This window comes from Corallococcus sp. AB049A, from assembly GCF_003668885.1.
Classification (GTDB): Bacteria; Myxococcota; Myxococcia; order Myxococcales; family Myxococcaceae; genus Corallococcus; species Corallococcus interemptor.
In genome coordinates, this window is sequence record NZ_RAWL01000019.1 from 26053 (window position 1) to 40848 (window position 14796).

14 protein-coding genes are annotated in these 14796 nt (G+C 71.5%); 8 read left to right on the top strand and 6 right to left on the bottom strand.

All coding sequences use genetic code 11. The features are described 5' to 3' along the window. Positions 1-175: 175 nt before the first annotated feature. The gene (locus D7X55_RS03840; RefSeq protein WP_147470023.1) at positions 176-793 is read right to left on the bottom strand and encodes a hypothetical protein; all 618 of its coding nucleotides are present in this window, start codon (positions 791-793) and stop codon (positions 176-178) included. Between the two features lie 86 nt (positions 794-879). Beyond that, positions 880-2925: a HEAT repeat domain-containing protein gene (locus D7X55_RS03845; RefSeq protein ID WP_121722262.1), complete on the bottom strand. Its 2046-nt coding sequence runs from the start codon at positions 2923-2925 to the stop codon at positions 880-882. 158 nt (positions 2926-3083) lie between these two features. Between D7X55_RS03845 and D7X55_RS03850 the strand changes: the two genes are divergently transcribed. From D7X55_RS03850 to D7X55_RS03860, 3 genes are all read left to right on the top strand, one after another. Further along, entirely contained in the window at positions 3084-3911 is an 828-nt protein-coding gene (locus tag D7X55_RS03850; protein WP_120548550.1) for an alpha/beta fold hydrolase, read from the top strand. Between the two features lie 34 nt (positions 3912-3945). Next, the gene (locus D7X55_RS03855; protein ID WP_120548551.1) at positions 3946-4230 is read left to right on the top strand and encodes a DUF427 domain-containing protein; all 285 of its coding nucleotides are present in this window, start codon (positions 3946-3948) and stop codon (positions 4228-4230) included. A 117-nt stretch (positions 4231-4347) separates the two neighbouring features. Then, positions 4348-5376, top strand: coding sequence for an ABC transporter ATP-binding protein (locus tag D7X55_RS03860; protein WP_120548552.1), 1029 nt, complete (start codon positions 4348-4350; stop codon positions 5374-5376). Here the strand turns inward: D7X55_RS03860 and D7X55_RS03865 are convergent. Beyond that, positions 5367-5564, bottom strand: coding sequence for a hypothetical protein (locus D7X55_RS03865; RefSeq protein WP_120548553.1), 198 nt, complete (start codon positions 5562-5564; stop codon positions 5367-5369). The genes D7X55_RS03860 and D7X55_RS03865 overlap by 10 nt on opposite strands. Positions 5565-5718: 154 nt before the next feature. Here D7X55_RS03865 and D7X55_RS03870 point away from each other — a divergent pair, with 154 nt between their 5' ends. The 4 genes from D7X55_RS03870 to D7X55_RS03885 all read left to right on the top strand — a co-directional run bounded on the left by D7X55_RS03870 (position 5719) and on the right by D7X55_RS03885 (position 9230). After that, positions 5719-6054, top strand: coding sequence for a DUF2171 domain-containing protein (locus D7X55_RS03870; protein ID WP_233609559.1), 336 nt, complete (start codon positions 5719-5721; stop codon positions 6052-6054). Positions 6055-6197: 143 nt separating this feature from the next. Then, positions 6198-7298 (top strand): kelch repeat-containing protein, encoded by a 1101-nt coding sequence (locus tag D7X55_RS03875; protein ID WP_199746857.1) that lies wholly within the window; start codon positions 6198-6200, stop codon positions 7296-7298. A 74-nt stretch (positions 7299-7372) separates the two neighbouring features. Beyond that, positions 7373-7690, top strand: a complete 318-nt coding sequence (locus D7X55_RS03880) for a hypothetical protein (RefSeq protein WP_120548556.1) — start codon at positions 7373-7375, stop codon at positions 7688-7690. 106 nt (positions 7691-7796) lie between these two features. Then, on the top strand, positions 7797-9230 hold the full coding sequence (locus D7X55_RS03885) for a M24 family metallopeptidase (RefSeq protein WP_120548557.1): 1434 nt from the start codon (positions 7797-7799) through the stop codon (positions 9228-9230). Between the two features lie 3 nt (positions 9231-9233). Here D7X55_RS03885 and D7X55_RS03890 read toward each other — a convergent pair whose 3' ends face one another. From D7X55_RS03890 to D7X55_RS03900, 3 genes are all read right to left on the bottom strand, one after another. Next, positions 9234-10397 (bottom strand): cytochrome-c peroxidase, encoded by a 1164-nt coding sequence (locus tag D7X55_RS03890; RefSeq protein WP_121722264.1) that lies wholly within the window; start codon positions 10395-10397, stop codon positions 9234-9236. Positions 10398-10550: 153 nt separating this feature from the next. Continuing rightward, positions 10551-10955 (bottom strand): hypothetical protein, encoded by a 405-nt coding sequence (locus D7X55_RS03895; protein ID WP_120548558.1) that lies wholly within the window; start codon positions 10953-10955, stop codon positions 10551-10553. A gap of 212 nt (positions 10956-11167) precedes the next feature. Next, positions 11168-12922 (bottom strand): S8 family serine peptidase, encoded by a 1755-nt coding sequence (locus D7X55_RS03900; RefSeq protein WP_120548559.1) that lies wholly within the window; start codon positions 12920-12922, stop codon positions 11168-11170. A 347-nt stretch (positions 12923-13269) separates the two neighbouring features. Here D7X55_RS03900 and D7X55_RS03905 point away from each other — a divergent pair. Then, a partial coding sequence (locus tag D7X55_RS03905; RefSeq protein ID WP_233609562.1) for a serine/threonine-protein kinase occupies positions 13270-14796 on the top strand: 1527 nt, incomplete at its 3' end.

The window sequence follows — 14796 nt, forward strand, 5'->3', positions numbered from 1 at the left end:
CTCCGATGGACGACACAGCAGGGCGGGGAAGTGCTCAGCAGTCGATGAACAGGCCTCCCGCCAGTGGTGGGAGGTCGTGGGCCAGGGAAGGCCCCAACGTGCATCACGAGCGCCGAGCAGGCGTCTGTCTCGAAGGGAGGCCGGGCGTTCAGCACGCCACGGCCGTCACGCCCTGCTATTCGTGATACTTGCCCGCATCCGCGCTGGGAGCGATGAACGGCAAGGGCACGGAACCATCAGGTGGATCGAAGGACCGGCCGACCTCCGACGTGGGGACCAGGATGCCGGGCCCAGCATCCGTGGGCACCCGGGATTCATCCGGCTCGCCATCCCGGAGGCGACGGAGGAGCCGGCCATCGCTCCCGACGGCATACTGCGCGCCTGAGTGCAGCGCGGGAACCGTCAGCCCACAGGCCTGGGGATCCTCATCGATCCGGATGAAGAGGATGCCTTGCCGCTGAATGACCCGGTACCGGTGTGACTCACGCCGGTCCACGCAGGGCGTGTTGGCATCTTGTGGCCCCAGGAAGTCAGCGGCGGCGACTTCAAGCGCGCGCAGGACACTGCCGCTCAATTCGACCGTGCCTGCTTCGATGGCGGGCTGCTCGAAGAACTGTGGGAACTCGATGGACGTGTCGTTCGTCCAGGGCTCACGCGTGGGCGTGGACCGCAGGCAGCCCGCCAGGAGCAGCGCTGCCGGAAGCATGAAGTGCTTTGTCGCCATGAGCCCTCGTGAACGCGCCGGCCTCGGGCCCTGGATTCGCTCGGGAATGTCGCGGGCGTTGATCTGCACGACTCCGGGTGTCGCCGCGGGCTGCGCGCAGGCCAGCGCGACAAGCAGCGGCGACGCACCCAGGAGCCTTGCACCGGCACCCGCCATCACTGCACCGGCAGCATGCCCAGCCGCTGCTTCGCGAACTTGTTCTGCGGGTCGAACCGGAGCGCTTCCTCCAGCCGGTCGCGGCCCTTCTGCGGGTTGCCCTGCACCACGTAGAGGTCCGCCAGCCGCACCAGCACGTCCGCGTTGTAGGGCTGCAGGTCCAGCGCCTGTTCGAACTCGCGCGTCGCCGTGACGACGTCGCGCTTGCGCATGGCCAGCTGCCCCAGCATCACGTGCGGCTGCACCAGCCCGCGCGTCTCCGGCTCCGTCGCCAGCGCCTGCAGGGCCGGCATCGCCCTTGGGTCCCCGAACGCCGCCAGCGTCAGCGCCGCGCCCTGCCGCACCCACAGCGAGCCGTCCTTCAGCAACGGCACCAGGTCCTCCGTCGCCTCGCGCGCGTTCGCCGCGCCCAGCCCGTCGATGATGTCCGAGCGCAGCGTGGGGTCCGTCGTGCCCTTCAAGGCCGCGCGCAGCGCCGGCACCGCGTCGTGCTTGAACCGGCGCGCCAGGAACTTCGCCGCCGCGCCCCGCAGCGTGCCCGCCTCCGCCGTGTCCGCCAGCACCGCCTCCAGCGCCCCACGGCTTCCCGCTGCCGTCTTCTCGTCGAACGCGTCCGCCAGCCGCAGGCGCCGCTGCTGCCGCGCCTCCGCCTTCGGCCACCACTTCACCAGCGACGCCTGCATCGCGTCCGGCGTCTGCTTCGCATGGCAGGTGTTGCACGCATTGGGGATGTCATGGCGCGCCGTGTTCTGGGGCACCGGCACGTCCAGCGCGTGGTCCGCGAAGTGGTCCAACACGCCCGACACCACCGGAGGCATGTGACACGCCAGACAGTCCTGCGCCGCGGCCGCCTTGTGGTGCGTGTGCTGCTCGCCCTGCGCCACCACGTCCTGATGACAGCCCTGGCACGTCGCCGCGTTCACCGACGCGCGCGCCGCCACCGGCTTCTGTTTCTTCACCTCGTTGGGCGCGCTCGGGGCGTGCGGCGCCGTGTGGCACGTCAGGCACGTGGCCCCGCCCTTCAGGTGGCACTGGGACTGGATGAGCGCCTGGTACTCGAAGCTGGAGGTGCTGGGCCGCCCGTCCGCGAAGAAGTCTCCGGACCGGTCGTTGCCCACCAGCAGCACCATGGGCTGATAGCTCGCGTCGTAGCGCTGGCCGGGCTGGAAGTGGTGCTTCGCGTCCAGCATGGGGAACAGCGTGCGGCGCGGCCCGTGGCACTGCGCGCACACCGCGAAGCCCTCGTCCTTCGACAGCTTCGCCGGCTGGATGATGTCCGCCGGCAGCTGCGACTCCGCGTGCCGCCCGCCGGGTCCGTGGCAGGACTCGCACGCCACGCCCGCGTCCGCGAACTTCGTCTCCCACTGGTGGCTTGCCCTGTCGTAGCGCGCGTCCAGCCCCGTCACGTGGCAGTCCATGCACGCGTGCTGCGCGCTGCGGCGGAAGTTCGCCCAGAAGAACGGGTGGTCCGGCGCCAGCGCCCCCTGCTTCTTCTCCGAGTAGTCCACCCACTCGCCCTTGCCCGTCACGTGGAAGTACACCGGCAGCACCTGCCAGCGGCCGTCCGGCAACAGCGTGATGGGGTCCTGCATCCGCTTGCCGCCCACCACCCACTGCACCGGCCACTCGCCCAGGTTCCCGTCCGCGCCCTTGGTGCGCATCAGGTAGTGATTGCCGTCGCGGCGCATCCACGCCTCGCTGGACTCGCCCTTGAAGTGCGTGCCCGCCGTGAACGTGCCCGCCACGTACGCCTTCGTCGCCGGGGACAGCGCGCGCGAGTGCCAGTCGTGCTTCCAGCCGGCGTGCTGCTCCTCGTGGCAGTCCGCGCACACCTGCGAGCCCACGAAGTGGTTCGGCTGCGCGGGCGGCGCCTCCACCGTCTTCACCGGCACGGGCGCCGGGGGGGCCGGAGCCTGGGGCGCTGGAGCCTGGGCCACCGGCGGCGCCGTCGCGGGCGTGGGCGCCGGGGCGCGCAGGAAGAAGAACAGGCCCGCCGCGAGAACCACCACCGCGAGGGCGACAAGGACAGGGCGAGAGGAGCGCATCCGGAAGGTGCGCCCATGCTCCTCCCAAGCGATGGATGGCACAAGCGGCGCTCCGCGCAAGCCCTTCTCCTCCAGTGGACAATGACCTCCCAGGGAGGGCTGCGGTCCTGGCGAGGTCTGGATTAGGGTCCCCCTTCAAGCCAAGGGAGGCCGTGCCCATGCCCATGCGGTCCGTGAATGGAACCCGGCTGTATTACGAGGACACCGGCGGCTCCGGAGACGTGGTCCTCTTCAGCCACGGGCTCCTCTGGAGCACCCGGCTGTTCGACCCGCAGGTGGAGGCCCTGCGCGGCCGCTTCCGCTGCATCGCGTACGACCACCGGGGTCAGGGCCAGAGCGACGTGCCCCCGGACAAGGTCATCGACGTGGAGACGGTGTACGCGGACGCGGTGGCGCTCATCGAGTCCCTGGGCGTGGCGCCCGTCCACTTCGTGGGCCTGTCCATGGGCGGCTTCGTGGGCATGCGGCTGGCGGCGCGGAGGCCGGAGCTGCTGCGCTCGCTGGTGCTGCTGGAGACGTCCGCCGACCCCGAGCCCCCCCTCAACGTGCCGCGCTACACCGCGCTCAACCTCGTCGCCCGCTACGTGGGCCTGGCCCCCGTCGCCACGCCGGTGATGCGCATCATGTTCGGCACGTCGTTCCTCACCGACCCGGGCCGCGCCGAGGAGCGGGCGCTGTGGGACGCGCGCCTGAAGGGCAACCGCCGGGACATCTACCGCGCCGTCAACGGCGTCATGAAGCGCAAGGCCATCGCGGACGAGCTGCCGCGCATCCGCACGCCCACGCTCGTCATCGTGGGGGAGGAGGACCGCGCCACCGTGCCCGCGAAGTCGGAGCGCATCCACTCCCTCATCCCCGGCTCGAAGCTGGTGCGCCTGTCGCGTGGCGGCCACTCGTCCACCGTGGAGGAGCCGGCGCTGGTGAACGCGGAGCTCGCTCCCTTCCTCACCCAGCACGCGTCCGGTCAGGCCGCGCAGGTGGGCTGACGCGCCGTTAGCGAAGTCCCCAGGAGGCTTTCCCATGCCAGTCGCGAAATGGAACGGCGCGGTGCTCGCGAAGAGCGACACCTACGAGACCGTGGAGGGCAACATCTACTTCCCGCCCGACAGCCTGTCGCGCGAGCACTTCAAGCCCAGCGCCACGCACACCACCTGCCCGTGGAAGGGCGAGGCCAGCTACTACTCGGTGGAGGTGGACGGGAAGACGAACGCGGACGCGGCCTGGTACTACCCGGAGCCCAAGCCGGCCGCGTCCAACATCCAGGGCTACGTGGCCTTCTGGAAGGGCGTGACGGTGGAGCGCTGAGGTTGGAACTGTAGGGGATGTAACGGGCCCCACGGGAACGAGGCTTCACGGAGGGACGCGAGCGGCGATGCTGCGGCCTTTCGCGGGGGCATGGCCCTCGCGTGGAGGAGCGGAGCCTTGGCGACGGTGTCCCTGCAGGACGTGCGCAAGGTGTACCGGGGCGGGGTGGCCGCGGTGAAGGGCGTGACGCTGGACATCGCGGACGGCGAGTTCGTGTCGCTGGTGGGCCCGTCCGGCTGCGGCAAGTCCACGACGCTGAACCTCATCGCCGGCCTCGAAGAGCTGTCCGGCGGCGAGCTGCGCATCGACGGGCAGCTGGTGAATGACCTGTCTCCGCGCGAGCGCGACATCGCGATGGTGTTCCAGAGCTACGCGCTCTATCCGCACCTGGACGTGGCGGGGAACCTGGGGTTCCCGCTCAGGGTCGCGGGCATGGGCGCGAAGGACGTGGACGCGCGCGTGCGCGAGGTGTCCGGCGTGCTGGGCCTGGAGGCGCTGCTGTCGCGCCGGCCCAAGGAGCTGTCCGGCGGACAGCGGCAGCGCGTGGCACTGGGACGCGCGCTGGTGCGCAGGCCCAAGGTGTTCCTCTTCGACGAGCCCCTGTCCAACCTGGACGCGGCCCTGCGCACGCAGATGCGCGGCGAAATCAAGAAGCTGCACGAACAGCTCAAGGCCACGTTCATCTACGTCACGCACGACCAGGCGGAGGCCATGACGCTGTCGGACCGCGTGGTGGTGATGAGCCAGGGCGAGGTGCAGCAGGTGGCCCCCCCGCGCGAGCTGTACGACGCGCCCGCGAACCTCTTCGTGGCGGGCTTCTTCGGCTCGCCGCGCATCAACCTGGTGAAGCCGTCCACGCTGGGCCTGTCCGACGCGGACACGGTGCTGGGCCTGAGGCCGGAGCACCTCCAGGTGGGGCAGGGCGAACGGCCAGCGGACGCGCGCGAGGGGCGCGTGTACCTGGTGGAGCCCATGGGCGCGGAGGTCTGGGTGACGGTGGAGACAGGCGGCGAGCGGCTGGTGGCGCGGGCGCCTGGAGACTTCCGGGCCTCCAGTGGAGACACGGTGTGGCTGCGCCACGACGCGCGCTACCTGCGCCGGTTCGACGCGAAGTCCGGGCGCGCGGTGTCAGCGGGTCAGGCGTAGACCTGTTCGCTCTCCACGACGGGTTCCAGCCGGCGCTGGAGGGCGGCGAGCCGGTCGTAGCGCTGGTGCAGCGCCTCCTTGTGCTCGGCCCGGTCCGCGTGGGCGATTTCATCCAGCAGCGTCTGCAGCGAGGAGTCCACGGCGTCCTTCAGCACGCGGGATTCGTCATTCGACAGTTCCAGCAACATGGGGGGCCTCCTTGAGGCAACGTTAGGCACCGCGTGTCAGGGCCGCGCGCAGGGCAGGCGCGCAGCCGTGGAAGAAGGCGGCCCGAGGGCCCACCGGGCTGCCTGCCGCGTCGCGCACGACAGCGGGAGCGACCCCACTCTTGGTGAGGACCCCATGAGCGCGAGGAGCGACGCGATGATTCACGCGGGAGCGGTTCGTGAAGGCATGTCGGTGCGCACCGCCGACGGACATTCGCTGGGCCGGGTGGCCGGCGTGGGCGACACGCACTTCGAACTGGAGCAGGGGTTGGTGCCCATTCCCCGGCGCGACTACCTGGTCGAGTACAGCGACGTGGAGGCCGTGACCGGCGACGAGGTCCTGCTCAAGCCGGCGGACCACCCACAGCTCACGCTGGAGGAGGACGACGACGGCGGAGCCCTGCCGCCGCGCCACAGCGAGGGCCTGGAGGCGGAGCCCACGAACGACCCCGTGGGTCCCTCGCGGCACTAGCGCGTCCAACCCGGCAGGCAGGCCAAGGCCCTGGAATCACAGGGTCTTGTGGCTGCCTGGGTGTCAGACCGGCAGGTTAAACGGACCCCTCGACCAGACGTCCCGGTGGGGTCATGCGACGGTTTTCGACATCTTGCGTCACGATGCTGTGGTTGGGAGTGGTGTTCGCGTGCGGGCCCGCGCCGCGAGCGGACGCGGGCGGCGTGGAGGCGCCGGTGCCGGGCATGTTGTCCACGCCGAGGCGGCTGTTGCCCTACGTCGCGTTGGAGGACGGGCGGGTGCTGGCGGCGGGAGGCCATGACGGCAGCCGCACGCTGGGCAGCAGTGAGGTGTTCGACCCGGACACGGGGCGCTGGCGGACCACGGGGGCGCTGCGCACGGCGAGGCGCAACCACGCGGCGGTGCGGTTGTTGGATGGGCGCGTGCTGGTGGTGGGCGGCTCCAACGGCGTGACGGTGGGCGCGCTGGCGAGCGCGGAGCTGTACGCGCCGGACGCGGGCACGTGGACGCAGGCGGCGCCCATGCGCGACGCGCGCAACGACCCTGCGGCGGTGGTGTTGCCGGACGGGCGCGTGCTGGTGGCGGGCGGCACGGACGTGGATCTGCGGCCGGTGCGTTCGGCGGAGCTGTTCGACCCGGTGACGGGGACGTGGAGTCCGGCGGAGGCGCCCGCGTACGCGCGAGGCGGCGCGGGGACGGCGGTGGTGCTGCGCACGGGCAAGGTGCTCTTCGTGAGCGGCTTGCAGTCGGAGCTGTACGACCCGGCGACGGGCCACTGGGAGAAGGCGGGCGTGGTGGGCGGCGCGGCGGGGACGCACCGGCTGGGGCACACGGTGACGCTGCTTCCGGATGGGCGCGTGCTGGTGGTGGGAGGCACGACGACGCAGGCTGCGAGGACGGCGGAGGTCTACCTGCCGGAGCAGAACACCTGGGAGCAGGTGGAGGCGCCCGCGGTGCCGCGAGAGCACCACGCGGCGCTGGTGACGGCGGAGGGCGCGGTGCTGGTGGTGGGCGGCGAGCACTCGTCACGAGGCACGCTGGACTCCGCGGAGCGCTTCGATCCGGCGAGGAACACCTGGACGCAAGCGCCCACGCTGCACGAGCCACGAGGCGAAGCCGGAGCCCTGTGGCTGCGCCGGGGCACGGTGCTGGTGGTGGGCGGAGTGAACGAACTGGGCACCCTGGCCACGAGCGAGGAATACGTCCCCGCCCCGGCCGTGGCCCAGGTCGAGCCGGGCGAATAGCGAACGGATGGCTGGCACTTGGGGGATGCCGATTTGAGAAGCGTGGCAGCCGCAGCTCTGCTGAGCTTTCGTCCATGAACCCTGGCCCTCCGCACCACGCGTCCATCGACGACCCCGTGGCCGACGACTACTGGTCCTTCGAGGACGACCACGGGCGCAAGCACGTCTCCCGCGTCACCCTGGGCCGGCCCGTGCCCATCCCCCAGGATGCGAATGGGGACTGGTACTGCCCGCTGATCATCGGACACGCGGTGCCCATCACCGTCAGCATGGTGGGCGTCGGTCCCGTGGATGCCCTGCTCAACGCCGCGCGCTTCGTCCGCGAGCACTTCCACGAGCTGCGCAAGGTCAGCCCCCGCGCCCCGCCGCCAGGGTCCACGGATTCGAAGTGAAGCCAGGACAGTGCGTCTGGCTTTTCCCGGGATGACTGACAACGGCGGTTCCTGAGACTCATTCGCGCCGCGCGGCGTGAAAGGGCGCGTGACAGACTGCGCGCCCATGCGCTCCTGGAAACACCTGCTCGTCGTCCCGCTCGTCTGTTCCTCCGCCTGCGCCACCGCGCCCGCCGCTCCCTCGAAGCCCGAGGCCCCGGCCGCCGCCGCGCCGGCCGCTCCCGTCGCCGCCGTGACTCCGGCGGCTCCCGTGCGCCCCTTCGGCACGCTGCGCGAACAGGCCGCGCGCCAGCAGGCGTGGCTCAAGGAACGGCTGGAGACCGGCGTGCCCCAGCTCATGCGCAAGTACGGCGTGCGCATGTGGGTCGTCCCCATGCGCGAGTACAACGAAGACCCTGTCTTCAAGGCGCTCGTCGCCCCCACCACCTTCTCCGCCCGCCGCCGCACCATCTACGTCTTCTTCGACCGGGGCGGGGACCAGGGCGTGGAGCGGCTGGCGCTCGGCGGCAGCACCCAGGGCGGCCTCTATGAGGCCCGCCGCGCTCCCATGATGGTGGACCGCGGCGGCTCGCAGCGCGCCGCGGAGCTCCTGGGCCCTGAACAGTGGGTGCTCCTCAAGCAGGTCGTGGAGGAGCGCAAGCCGGACTCCATCGCCATCGACGTGTCCCCCGCCATCGCCTTCGCGGACGGCCTCACCCACGGCGAATACGAAGGCATGACCCAGGCCCTGGGCCCCACCTGGACCAGGCGCCTCAAGCCCGCCGGCGGCCTGCCCCTGGACGTGCTCGGCTGGCGCAGCGCCGACGAGGTCCGCTTCTACGCCGACCTCCAGAAGTACGCCTGGAACCTCATCCAGACCGCCTTCTCCAGCGCCGTCATCACCCCCGGCACCACCACCACCCAGGACGTGGAGTGGTGGATGCGCCAGCGCCTGGCCGACGACGGCCTGGACACCTGGTTCCAGCCGGACGTGGACGTGCAGCGCCAGGGCGCCACCGACGAACAGCTGGGCGACAACCCCGTCATCCAGCGCGGCGACGTGCTCCACTGCGACTTCGGCGTCACCGCGCTCCGCCTCAACACCGACACCCAGCACATGGGCTACGTGCTGCGCGACGGAGAGACGGACGCCCCCGCGGGCCTCAAGGCCGCGCTCAAGGCGTCCAACCGGCTCCAGGACATCGTCACCGGTGAAATCAAGCCGGGCCGCACCGGCAACGAAGTGCTCCGCGCCTCGCTCACGAAGATGAAGGCCGAGGGCATCGACGGCACCGTGTACTCACACCCCATTGGCCTGCACGGCCACGGCGCCGGCCCCATGATTGGCATGTGGGACCGCCAGGAGGGCGTGCCCGGCAACGGCGAGCACAAGGTGATGCCCAACTCCTGGTTCTCCATCGAGCTGCAGGCGACCCGCCCCGTCCCGGAATGGAAGGACCAGCCCGTGCGCTCCGCCCAGGAGGAGGACGTCGTCGTGGACGCGGAGGGCACCGTGCACTGGGCCCTCCAGCGTCAGACGTCCTTCCACCTGGTGCGCTGAGGCCTACTTCGCCGCGCCCGTCATGGACTTGAGCAGCGTCACCAGCGCCTGCTTCTCCTCGCTGCTCAGGTCCAGCTTGACGATGGTCTCCGTGCGCACGCCCGCGAAGGTGCCGTCCGGGTCGCCGCCCTCGTTGTAGAAGTCGACCACGTCCTCCAGCGTCTTCTGCGCGCCGGTGTGCATGTACGGCGCGGAGAGCGCCACGTTGCGCAGGGTGGGCGTGCGGAACGCGCCCTCCACCTCCGTGGGCTTCGCCTGCGCCTGCGCCTTGAGCGTGGACAGCCGCGCCGCGTCCGTGCCCGAAGGCGCGTCGCTGTACTGGCCCGCGGCGTTGAACGTCCAGGACACCACCGCGTCCACCGCGTCCGCATGTCCGCGCCGCCCGGCGCCGGTGTCCTTCAGCCCCAGGTTGTGGAACTTGTCGTCCGACAGCGAGCGGCCCTTGTGGCACACCACGCACTGGCCCTTGCGCACGAACGTCTTCAGGCCCAGGTACGCCGGGTCCTTCTCCTGCGTGCCCGCCTCCACCGCCTGGAGGAAGCGCCGCACGTCCGCGTCGAACGGCGCGTCCGTGCGGTTCAACGTGCGCTGGTACGCCGCCAGCACCTTGCCCACGTTCGCCATCACCCGGTCCGGGTCGGACTCGTCCGCGGGCGCCTTGCCGAACAGCTGCGTGTACGCCGTCGTGTACGAGGGCTCCGCCACCAGCCGCGCGCGCACCACCGTCGCGTCCGAGTTCATCTCGATGGGGTTGGTCAGCGGCAGCACCGCCTGCGACCAGAGCCGGTCCGCCCGGCCGTCCCACATGAACCAGCGGCTGTAGCCGATGTTGAGCAGGCTGGGCGGGTTGCGCTCCGACGGGTGGCCTCCGCAGCCCTCCGCCGTCGCCGTCTCCACCGTGTAGGACTCACCCGCGTGGCAGCTCTTGCAGGACACCGTCCCGCAGCGCGACAGCCCGGGGTCCTCGAACAGCCGTTGCCCCAGCGCCGCCGCGTCCGCGTTGTCCGCCCACTTGTTGGTGGGGTCCGGCTCCGGCTTCGCGCTCTGCGTGTGCAGGGAGCTCAGCTGGTCCAGCTCATCGTCGGTGGGAAAGGGGGCTTCGGATTCACAACCCGCCCCCAGCAAGGCCAGGGCGAGCACGGCGGTACGCGGACGGAGACCAATCATGGGCCGGGCCAGCTTCGCGCCCTTGTGTTCAGCAATCAATGGTCCCTGTTCCCCCGCCGGGCATGCGAGCGTCCACGCACGAAGGCCGGGGGGCCCTGTTGGGCGCGCCCCGGCCTTCACGGCGTGAAGCTCTTCAATGGGACTTCGGGAGTGCTACTCGCAGGCCAGCTTGAAGCTCACCACCGGCGCCGCGAACTTGGCGATGGTCATCTTCGTGGGGCCCGGGGTGACCGTGGGCGCCGCGCCGTTGGCGCACTTGAGGCCCGCGTCCACCGCCAGCTCCACGTTCAGCTCCTTGCCGTCCGGCAGCCCGCCGACGTTGTAGCTGCAGCGGTTGTTGCGGCTCTGCTTCACCTCGCCCCAGCCCAGCGCCACGCCGTCGTTCTCCGACACCTTCACCCGCACCGCCGAGCACGGATCACCCGACAGACCGCTCGCGGGGTACGCGACGCTGCCCGTGACCGTGGCGTTGCCCGCGCGACCCGCGGCCGCCGCACCACCCGACGAGGCGCAACCCGTGGCGGCAACGACGAGGGCGGCAACAGCAATTCGCAACATGGATATCCTCAATTCAAGAATGAAATGGTTTTCGCGCCGGGTTGGCCGCCGTCCCGGCAGCCATTGGCGCGCGCCACGTACAATTCCGGCGCGCTTTCATTCCACGGAGAAGTGCATTCGCGATTGCATCACGCGGAGCATTTTCACTTTCTCGAACATCCATGCTCCGCGTCCGTGCCGCGCCTCATGGCTCCCATGAATTGGGATGCGGCTCACTGCAGCCGCAGCAAGGCGTCACGCGCGTGCACCACGCCGTGTCCGAAAACGGGATCCCATCCGGCGGTGCCCAGGTCGTGCGCGGAGGCCTCCAGCGCCTCGCGCACCTGCTGGGGCGTCAGCTCCGGCCGGGCGCTCCAGAGCAGCGCGGCCACGCCGCTCACGTAGGGCGCGGCCATGGAGGTGCCGGAGACGTGGGTGTAGTCCACGGGCACCAGCGACAGCCGCGCGTCCGAGCCCAGCCGCTCGCGCAGCATGGTGCTGGCGGCCTGGTTGACGCTGACGGCGGGGGCCCAGTGGCCCGCGCGGGGCAGCGACAGGATGTCCACCGCGCCGCCCGCGGGGGCGTCGTCGGCGCCGAAGACGACGGCGTGCGCGCCCTGGAGCATCACGTGGGTCATGGCCTGGGACACGGGCACCGCGCCGGGCCGCACGTAGGCCACGAAGCCGTCACACGTGGCGTCCAGGCACGACGACAGCGAATCCCCCAGGCCGCAGTCCACCAGCCGCCCCGCGGTGTCGCCCGTGGGCGAGTACAGCAGCGAGCGCGAGATGGGGGACGTGCCATCCAGGGACATCTCCGCGAAGGCGCCCATCCCCCGGGGGAAGGTGGACAGCACGTCCACGCCGGGCGCCACCAGCGACAGCTCCGCGCCCGCGTTGGAGAAGCTCGCGCGCCGCTCGTTCGCGTCCACCGCGCCCACCGCGAGCACGGACGGGTCGGACGCGGGGTAGAGCACCGGGCCGCCCTGGTTGCCCGCGGCCGCCACCACCAGCAGGCCGTGCTTCAGCAGCGCGCGGAAGGACTCCGTCGTGCTGCGCGTGGCCGAGCCGCCGCCCAGCGACAGCGACACGACGCGCGCGCCCTGGGACTCGCACCACTCCATGGCGGAGAGCACCACGCTCATCTGCGTCTGCCCGGACAAATCCAGCACGCGGGCGATGACCAGCGACGCGCCAGGCGCCACGCCCGCGATGCCGCCCGGCGAGCCCCGGGCGCCGGTTTCACCGCCGTGGCCCAGGCGCGCCGCGATGATGCCCGCCACGTGCGTGCCGTGGCCCTGGCCCCACTGGCCGTGGGCGCTGCGGTCGCTGGCGTCGTCATCCCTGTCCACGAAGTCGTGGCTCGCCACCACCGCGCCCTGGAACTCCGGGTGCTCCATGTCCAGCCCGCTGTCGATGACGCACACCCGCACGCCCTCGCCGCTGGGCGCGCCCACGTCCAGCTCGCCGTCGTGGTTCGCGTCCCACACCTCCGGGGCCTGCACCAGGCGCAGGCCGCCGGTGTACTCGTCGGGCGGCCCGAAGCTGGCGGCCGTCACCTGGCGCGACAGCGGCGCGAAGAGCCCGGGCGTCAGGCCCTGGGCGAACCAGACCTGGTCCACCTCCACGCTCTCCACCAGCGCGTTGCGCTCCAGGGCGCGGCGCTCCTCGGGCGTCACGCGCGCGGCCACCGCGGGGATGTTGCGGTAGATGGCGCTCACCTTCGCGCCGGTGCTGGCCGCGTAGCGGGCCCCGGACGCGGAGACGCTCGCCGCCTGGGTGCGCTCCTCCCGGCGGAAGCGGATGATGACGGACTCGCGCCCGTCGCTCTGCACCGGCGAGGGCTCCTGGCCATCCAGCTTCTGGCGGGCCGTCATCTCCCCAGCGACGACACCGGGGCACACCTGCCCCTGCGCGGTGGTGCGCGAGGACGACTCCGGCGCACACGCGGACAGCGCCAGCAACCCGACGAATCCCCATGCCTTCATGACGCGGACTCCTTCCAAGCAGGACGCCCCTCCCGAGGGCAGTCCCCCGCTGGGCGGAGGACCAGGAGGAGCCCGCCCCCCTCAGCTGGGAAGGAAGCGGCGTGCTGCCCTGAGGGAACGCATCCCCGCGTGGACGCGCATCGTCTCCGGGCCCAGGGGGCAGCCTGGACGTGCGCGGGTGCACAACAGACCTGTTACCGGGTGGAATACAGCTCCAGGAATTCCGTCAGCTCCGGGACTTTCCATTTTTCGTGCCCGCGGTGTCAGGGGCTGGCAAGGAGGGGCAGTGCGAGGTGCGCGGCTTGATTCCATGGGGGAGTCCATGCTGCGCTCCGGAGCGCCAAGTCATGAGCACCGCACCCACAGAGTCCCCCCGTTTCTTCGGGCGCTATGAGCTCGTCCACCTCCTGGGCCAGGGCGGCATGGGAGAGGTGTACCTGGCGAAGCTGTCCGGGGCGGCGGGCTTCGAAAAGCCCTGCATCGTGAAGACCATCCTGCCGGGGCTGGTGAAGGACCGGCAGTTCCTGGACCGGTTCCACCACGAGGCCAAGGTGCTGGTGCACCTGGTCCACTCCTCCATCGCCCAGGTGTACGACATGGGCGAGGCGGACGGCACCTACTACATGGCGCTGGAGTACGTGGCGGGCGTGGACCTGGGCTACCTGCTGGAGCAGGCCCGGGTGCAGGGCCGGGCGGTGCCCACGCCGGTGGCGCTCTACATCGGCCAGCGCATGGCGGAGGGGCTGGGCTACGCGCACCGCAAGACGGGCACGGACGGCGAGCCCCTGGGCATCGTCCACCGCGACGTGTCCCCGCACAACGTGATGGTGTCGTACGAGGGCGAGGTGAAGGTCATCGACTTCGGCCTCGCGAAGTCCACCGCGCGCAGCAAGTACACGCTGCCGTCCACGGTGATGGGGAAGCTGGGCTACATGTCGCCGGAGCAGGTCCGCGCGGAGCCGCTGGATCACCGCAGCGACATCTACTCCTGCGCGGTGGTGGTGTGGGAGATGCTGGCCGGCCGTGGGCTGGTTCCCCACGGCACCGTGGGCGAGATGATGGCGGCCATGTCGCACCCGGTGGTGCCGCCGCTGACGGACTTCCGTCCGGACGTGGAGCCGTCGCTGGAGGCGGTGCTGCGCCGCGCGCTGGCGCCTTCGCCGGCGGACCGGTACGCGCGGGCGGATGAGTTCGCGCGGGCGCTCAACGCGGAGCTCTTGCGCTCGGGCAATCCCATGGGCGCGGAGGAGGTGGGCGAGTTCGTCCGCGCCATCTGCCCGGAGGCCTTCGCCGAGCAGCGCAAGCTGACGTCCAGCGTGCACGGGGAGCGGCGCACGCCGTCGCCCGCGCCCCGGAGCGGCGGTTCGGGCACGGGGTTGTATGGAGGCCCCGGAACCGGCTCCGGGAGCAACGAGGCGCCCGTCGCGGCGGCCCTCCCGGAGGCGCCGGCCGGTAACAGGCCGAACACCGGGCGCATCGACGTGGACGGCGCGGCGCTGGGGCCGGGGGGCACGTTCGTGTCCCATCCCTCGGGCTCGGGTTCGGGCTCCGGTGGCGTGGCCAGGTCCACGTCAGGATCCGGCGGCGTGGCGCGCAGCACCGACGAAGTGGACGCGGCCGCGCTGGGCGCCACGGCGGTGCACCTGTCGCCCGCGACGCCCCAGGGCGCCGTGGTGGCGGGGGCTTCCGGACAAGTGCCGGCGGTGCAGCCCGAGTCCCGCCGTCCGGTGGCGCGGATCGCCGTGGCGGCGCTGCTCCTGGTGGGCGCCTCCGTGGGCATCACCGCCTACGTGCTGCGCCCGCACGCGTCCGAGCAGCCCGTCGTGGTCCCCCAGACGCTCCCGCCGTCCGAGCCGGTGGTGACCGCCGCGCCC

Excerpts from the sequence above, each read along its gene's own strand:
- D7X55_RS03850 (WP_120548550.1), top strand. The coding sequence starts at position 3,084 with ATGCCCATGCGGTCCGTGAATGGAACCCGGCTGTATTACGAGGACACC.
- D7X55_RS03865 (WP_120548553.1), bottom strand. The coding sequence starts at position 5,564 with ATGTTGCTGGAACTGTCGAATGACGAATCCCGCGTGCTGAAGGACGCC.
- D7X55_RS03855 (WP_120548551.1), top strand. The coding sequence starts at position 3,946 with ATGCCAGTCGCGAAATGGAACGGCGCGGTGCTCGCGAAGAGCGACACC.
- D7X55_RS03875 (WP_199746857.1), top strand. The coding sequence starts at position 6,198 with ATGCTGTGGTTGGGAGTGGTGTTCGCGTGCGGGCCCGCGCCGCGAGCG.
- D7X55_RS03845 (WP_121722262.1), bottom strand. The coding sequence starts at position 2,925 with ATGCGCTCCTCTCGCCCTGTCCTTGTCGCCCTCGCGGTGGTGGTTCTC.
- D7X55_RS03885 (WP_120548557.1), top strand. The coding sequence starts at position 7,797 with ATGCGCTCCTGGAAACACCTGCTCGTCGTCCCGCTCGTCTGTTCCTCC.
- D7X55_RS03890 (WP_121722264.1), bottom strand. The coding sequence starts at position 10,397 with ATGATTGGTCTCCGTCCGCGTACCGCCGTGCTCGCCCTGGCCTTGCTG.
- D7X55_RS03900 (WP_120548559.1), bottom strand. The coding sequence starts at position 12,922 with ATGAAGGCATGGGGATTCGTCGGGTTGCTGGCGCTGTCCGCGTGTGCG.
- D7X55_RS03880 (WP_120548556.1), top strand. The coding sequence starts at position 7,373 with ATGAACCCTGGCCCTCCGCACCACGCGTCCATCGACGACCCCGTGGCC.
- D7X55_RS03895 (WP_120548558.1), bottom strand. The coding sequence starts at position 10,955 with ATGTTGCGAATTGCTGTTGCCGCCCTCGTCGTTGCCGCCACGGGTTGC.
- D7X55_RS03870 (WP_233609559.1), top strand. The coding sequence starts at position 5,719 with ATGAGCGCGAGGAGCGACGCGATGATTCACGCGGGAGCGGTTCGTGAA.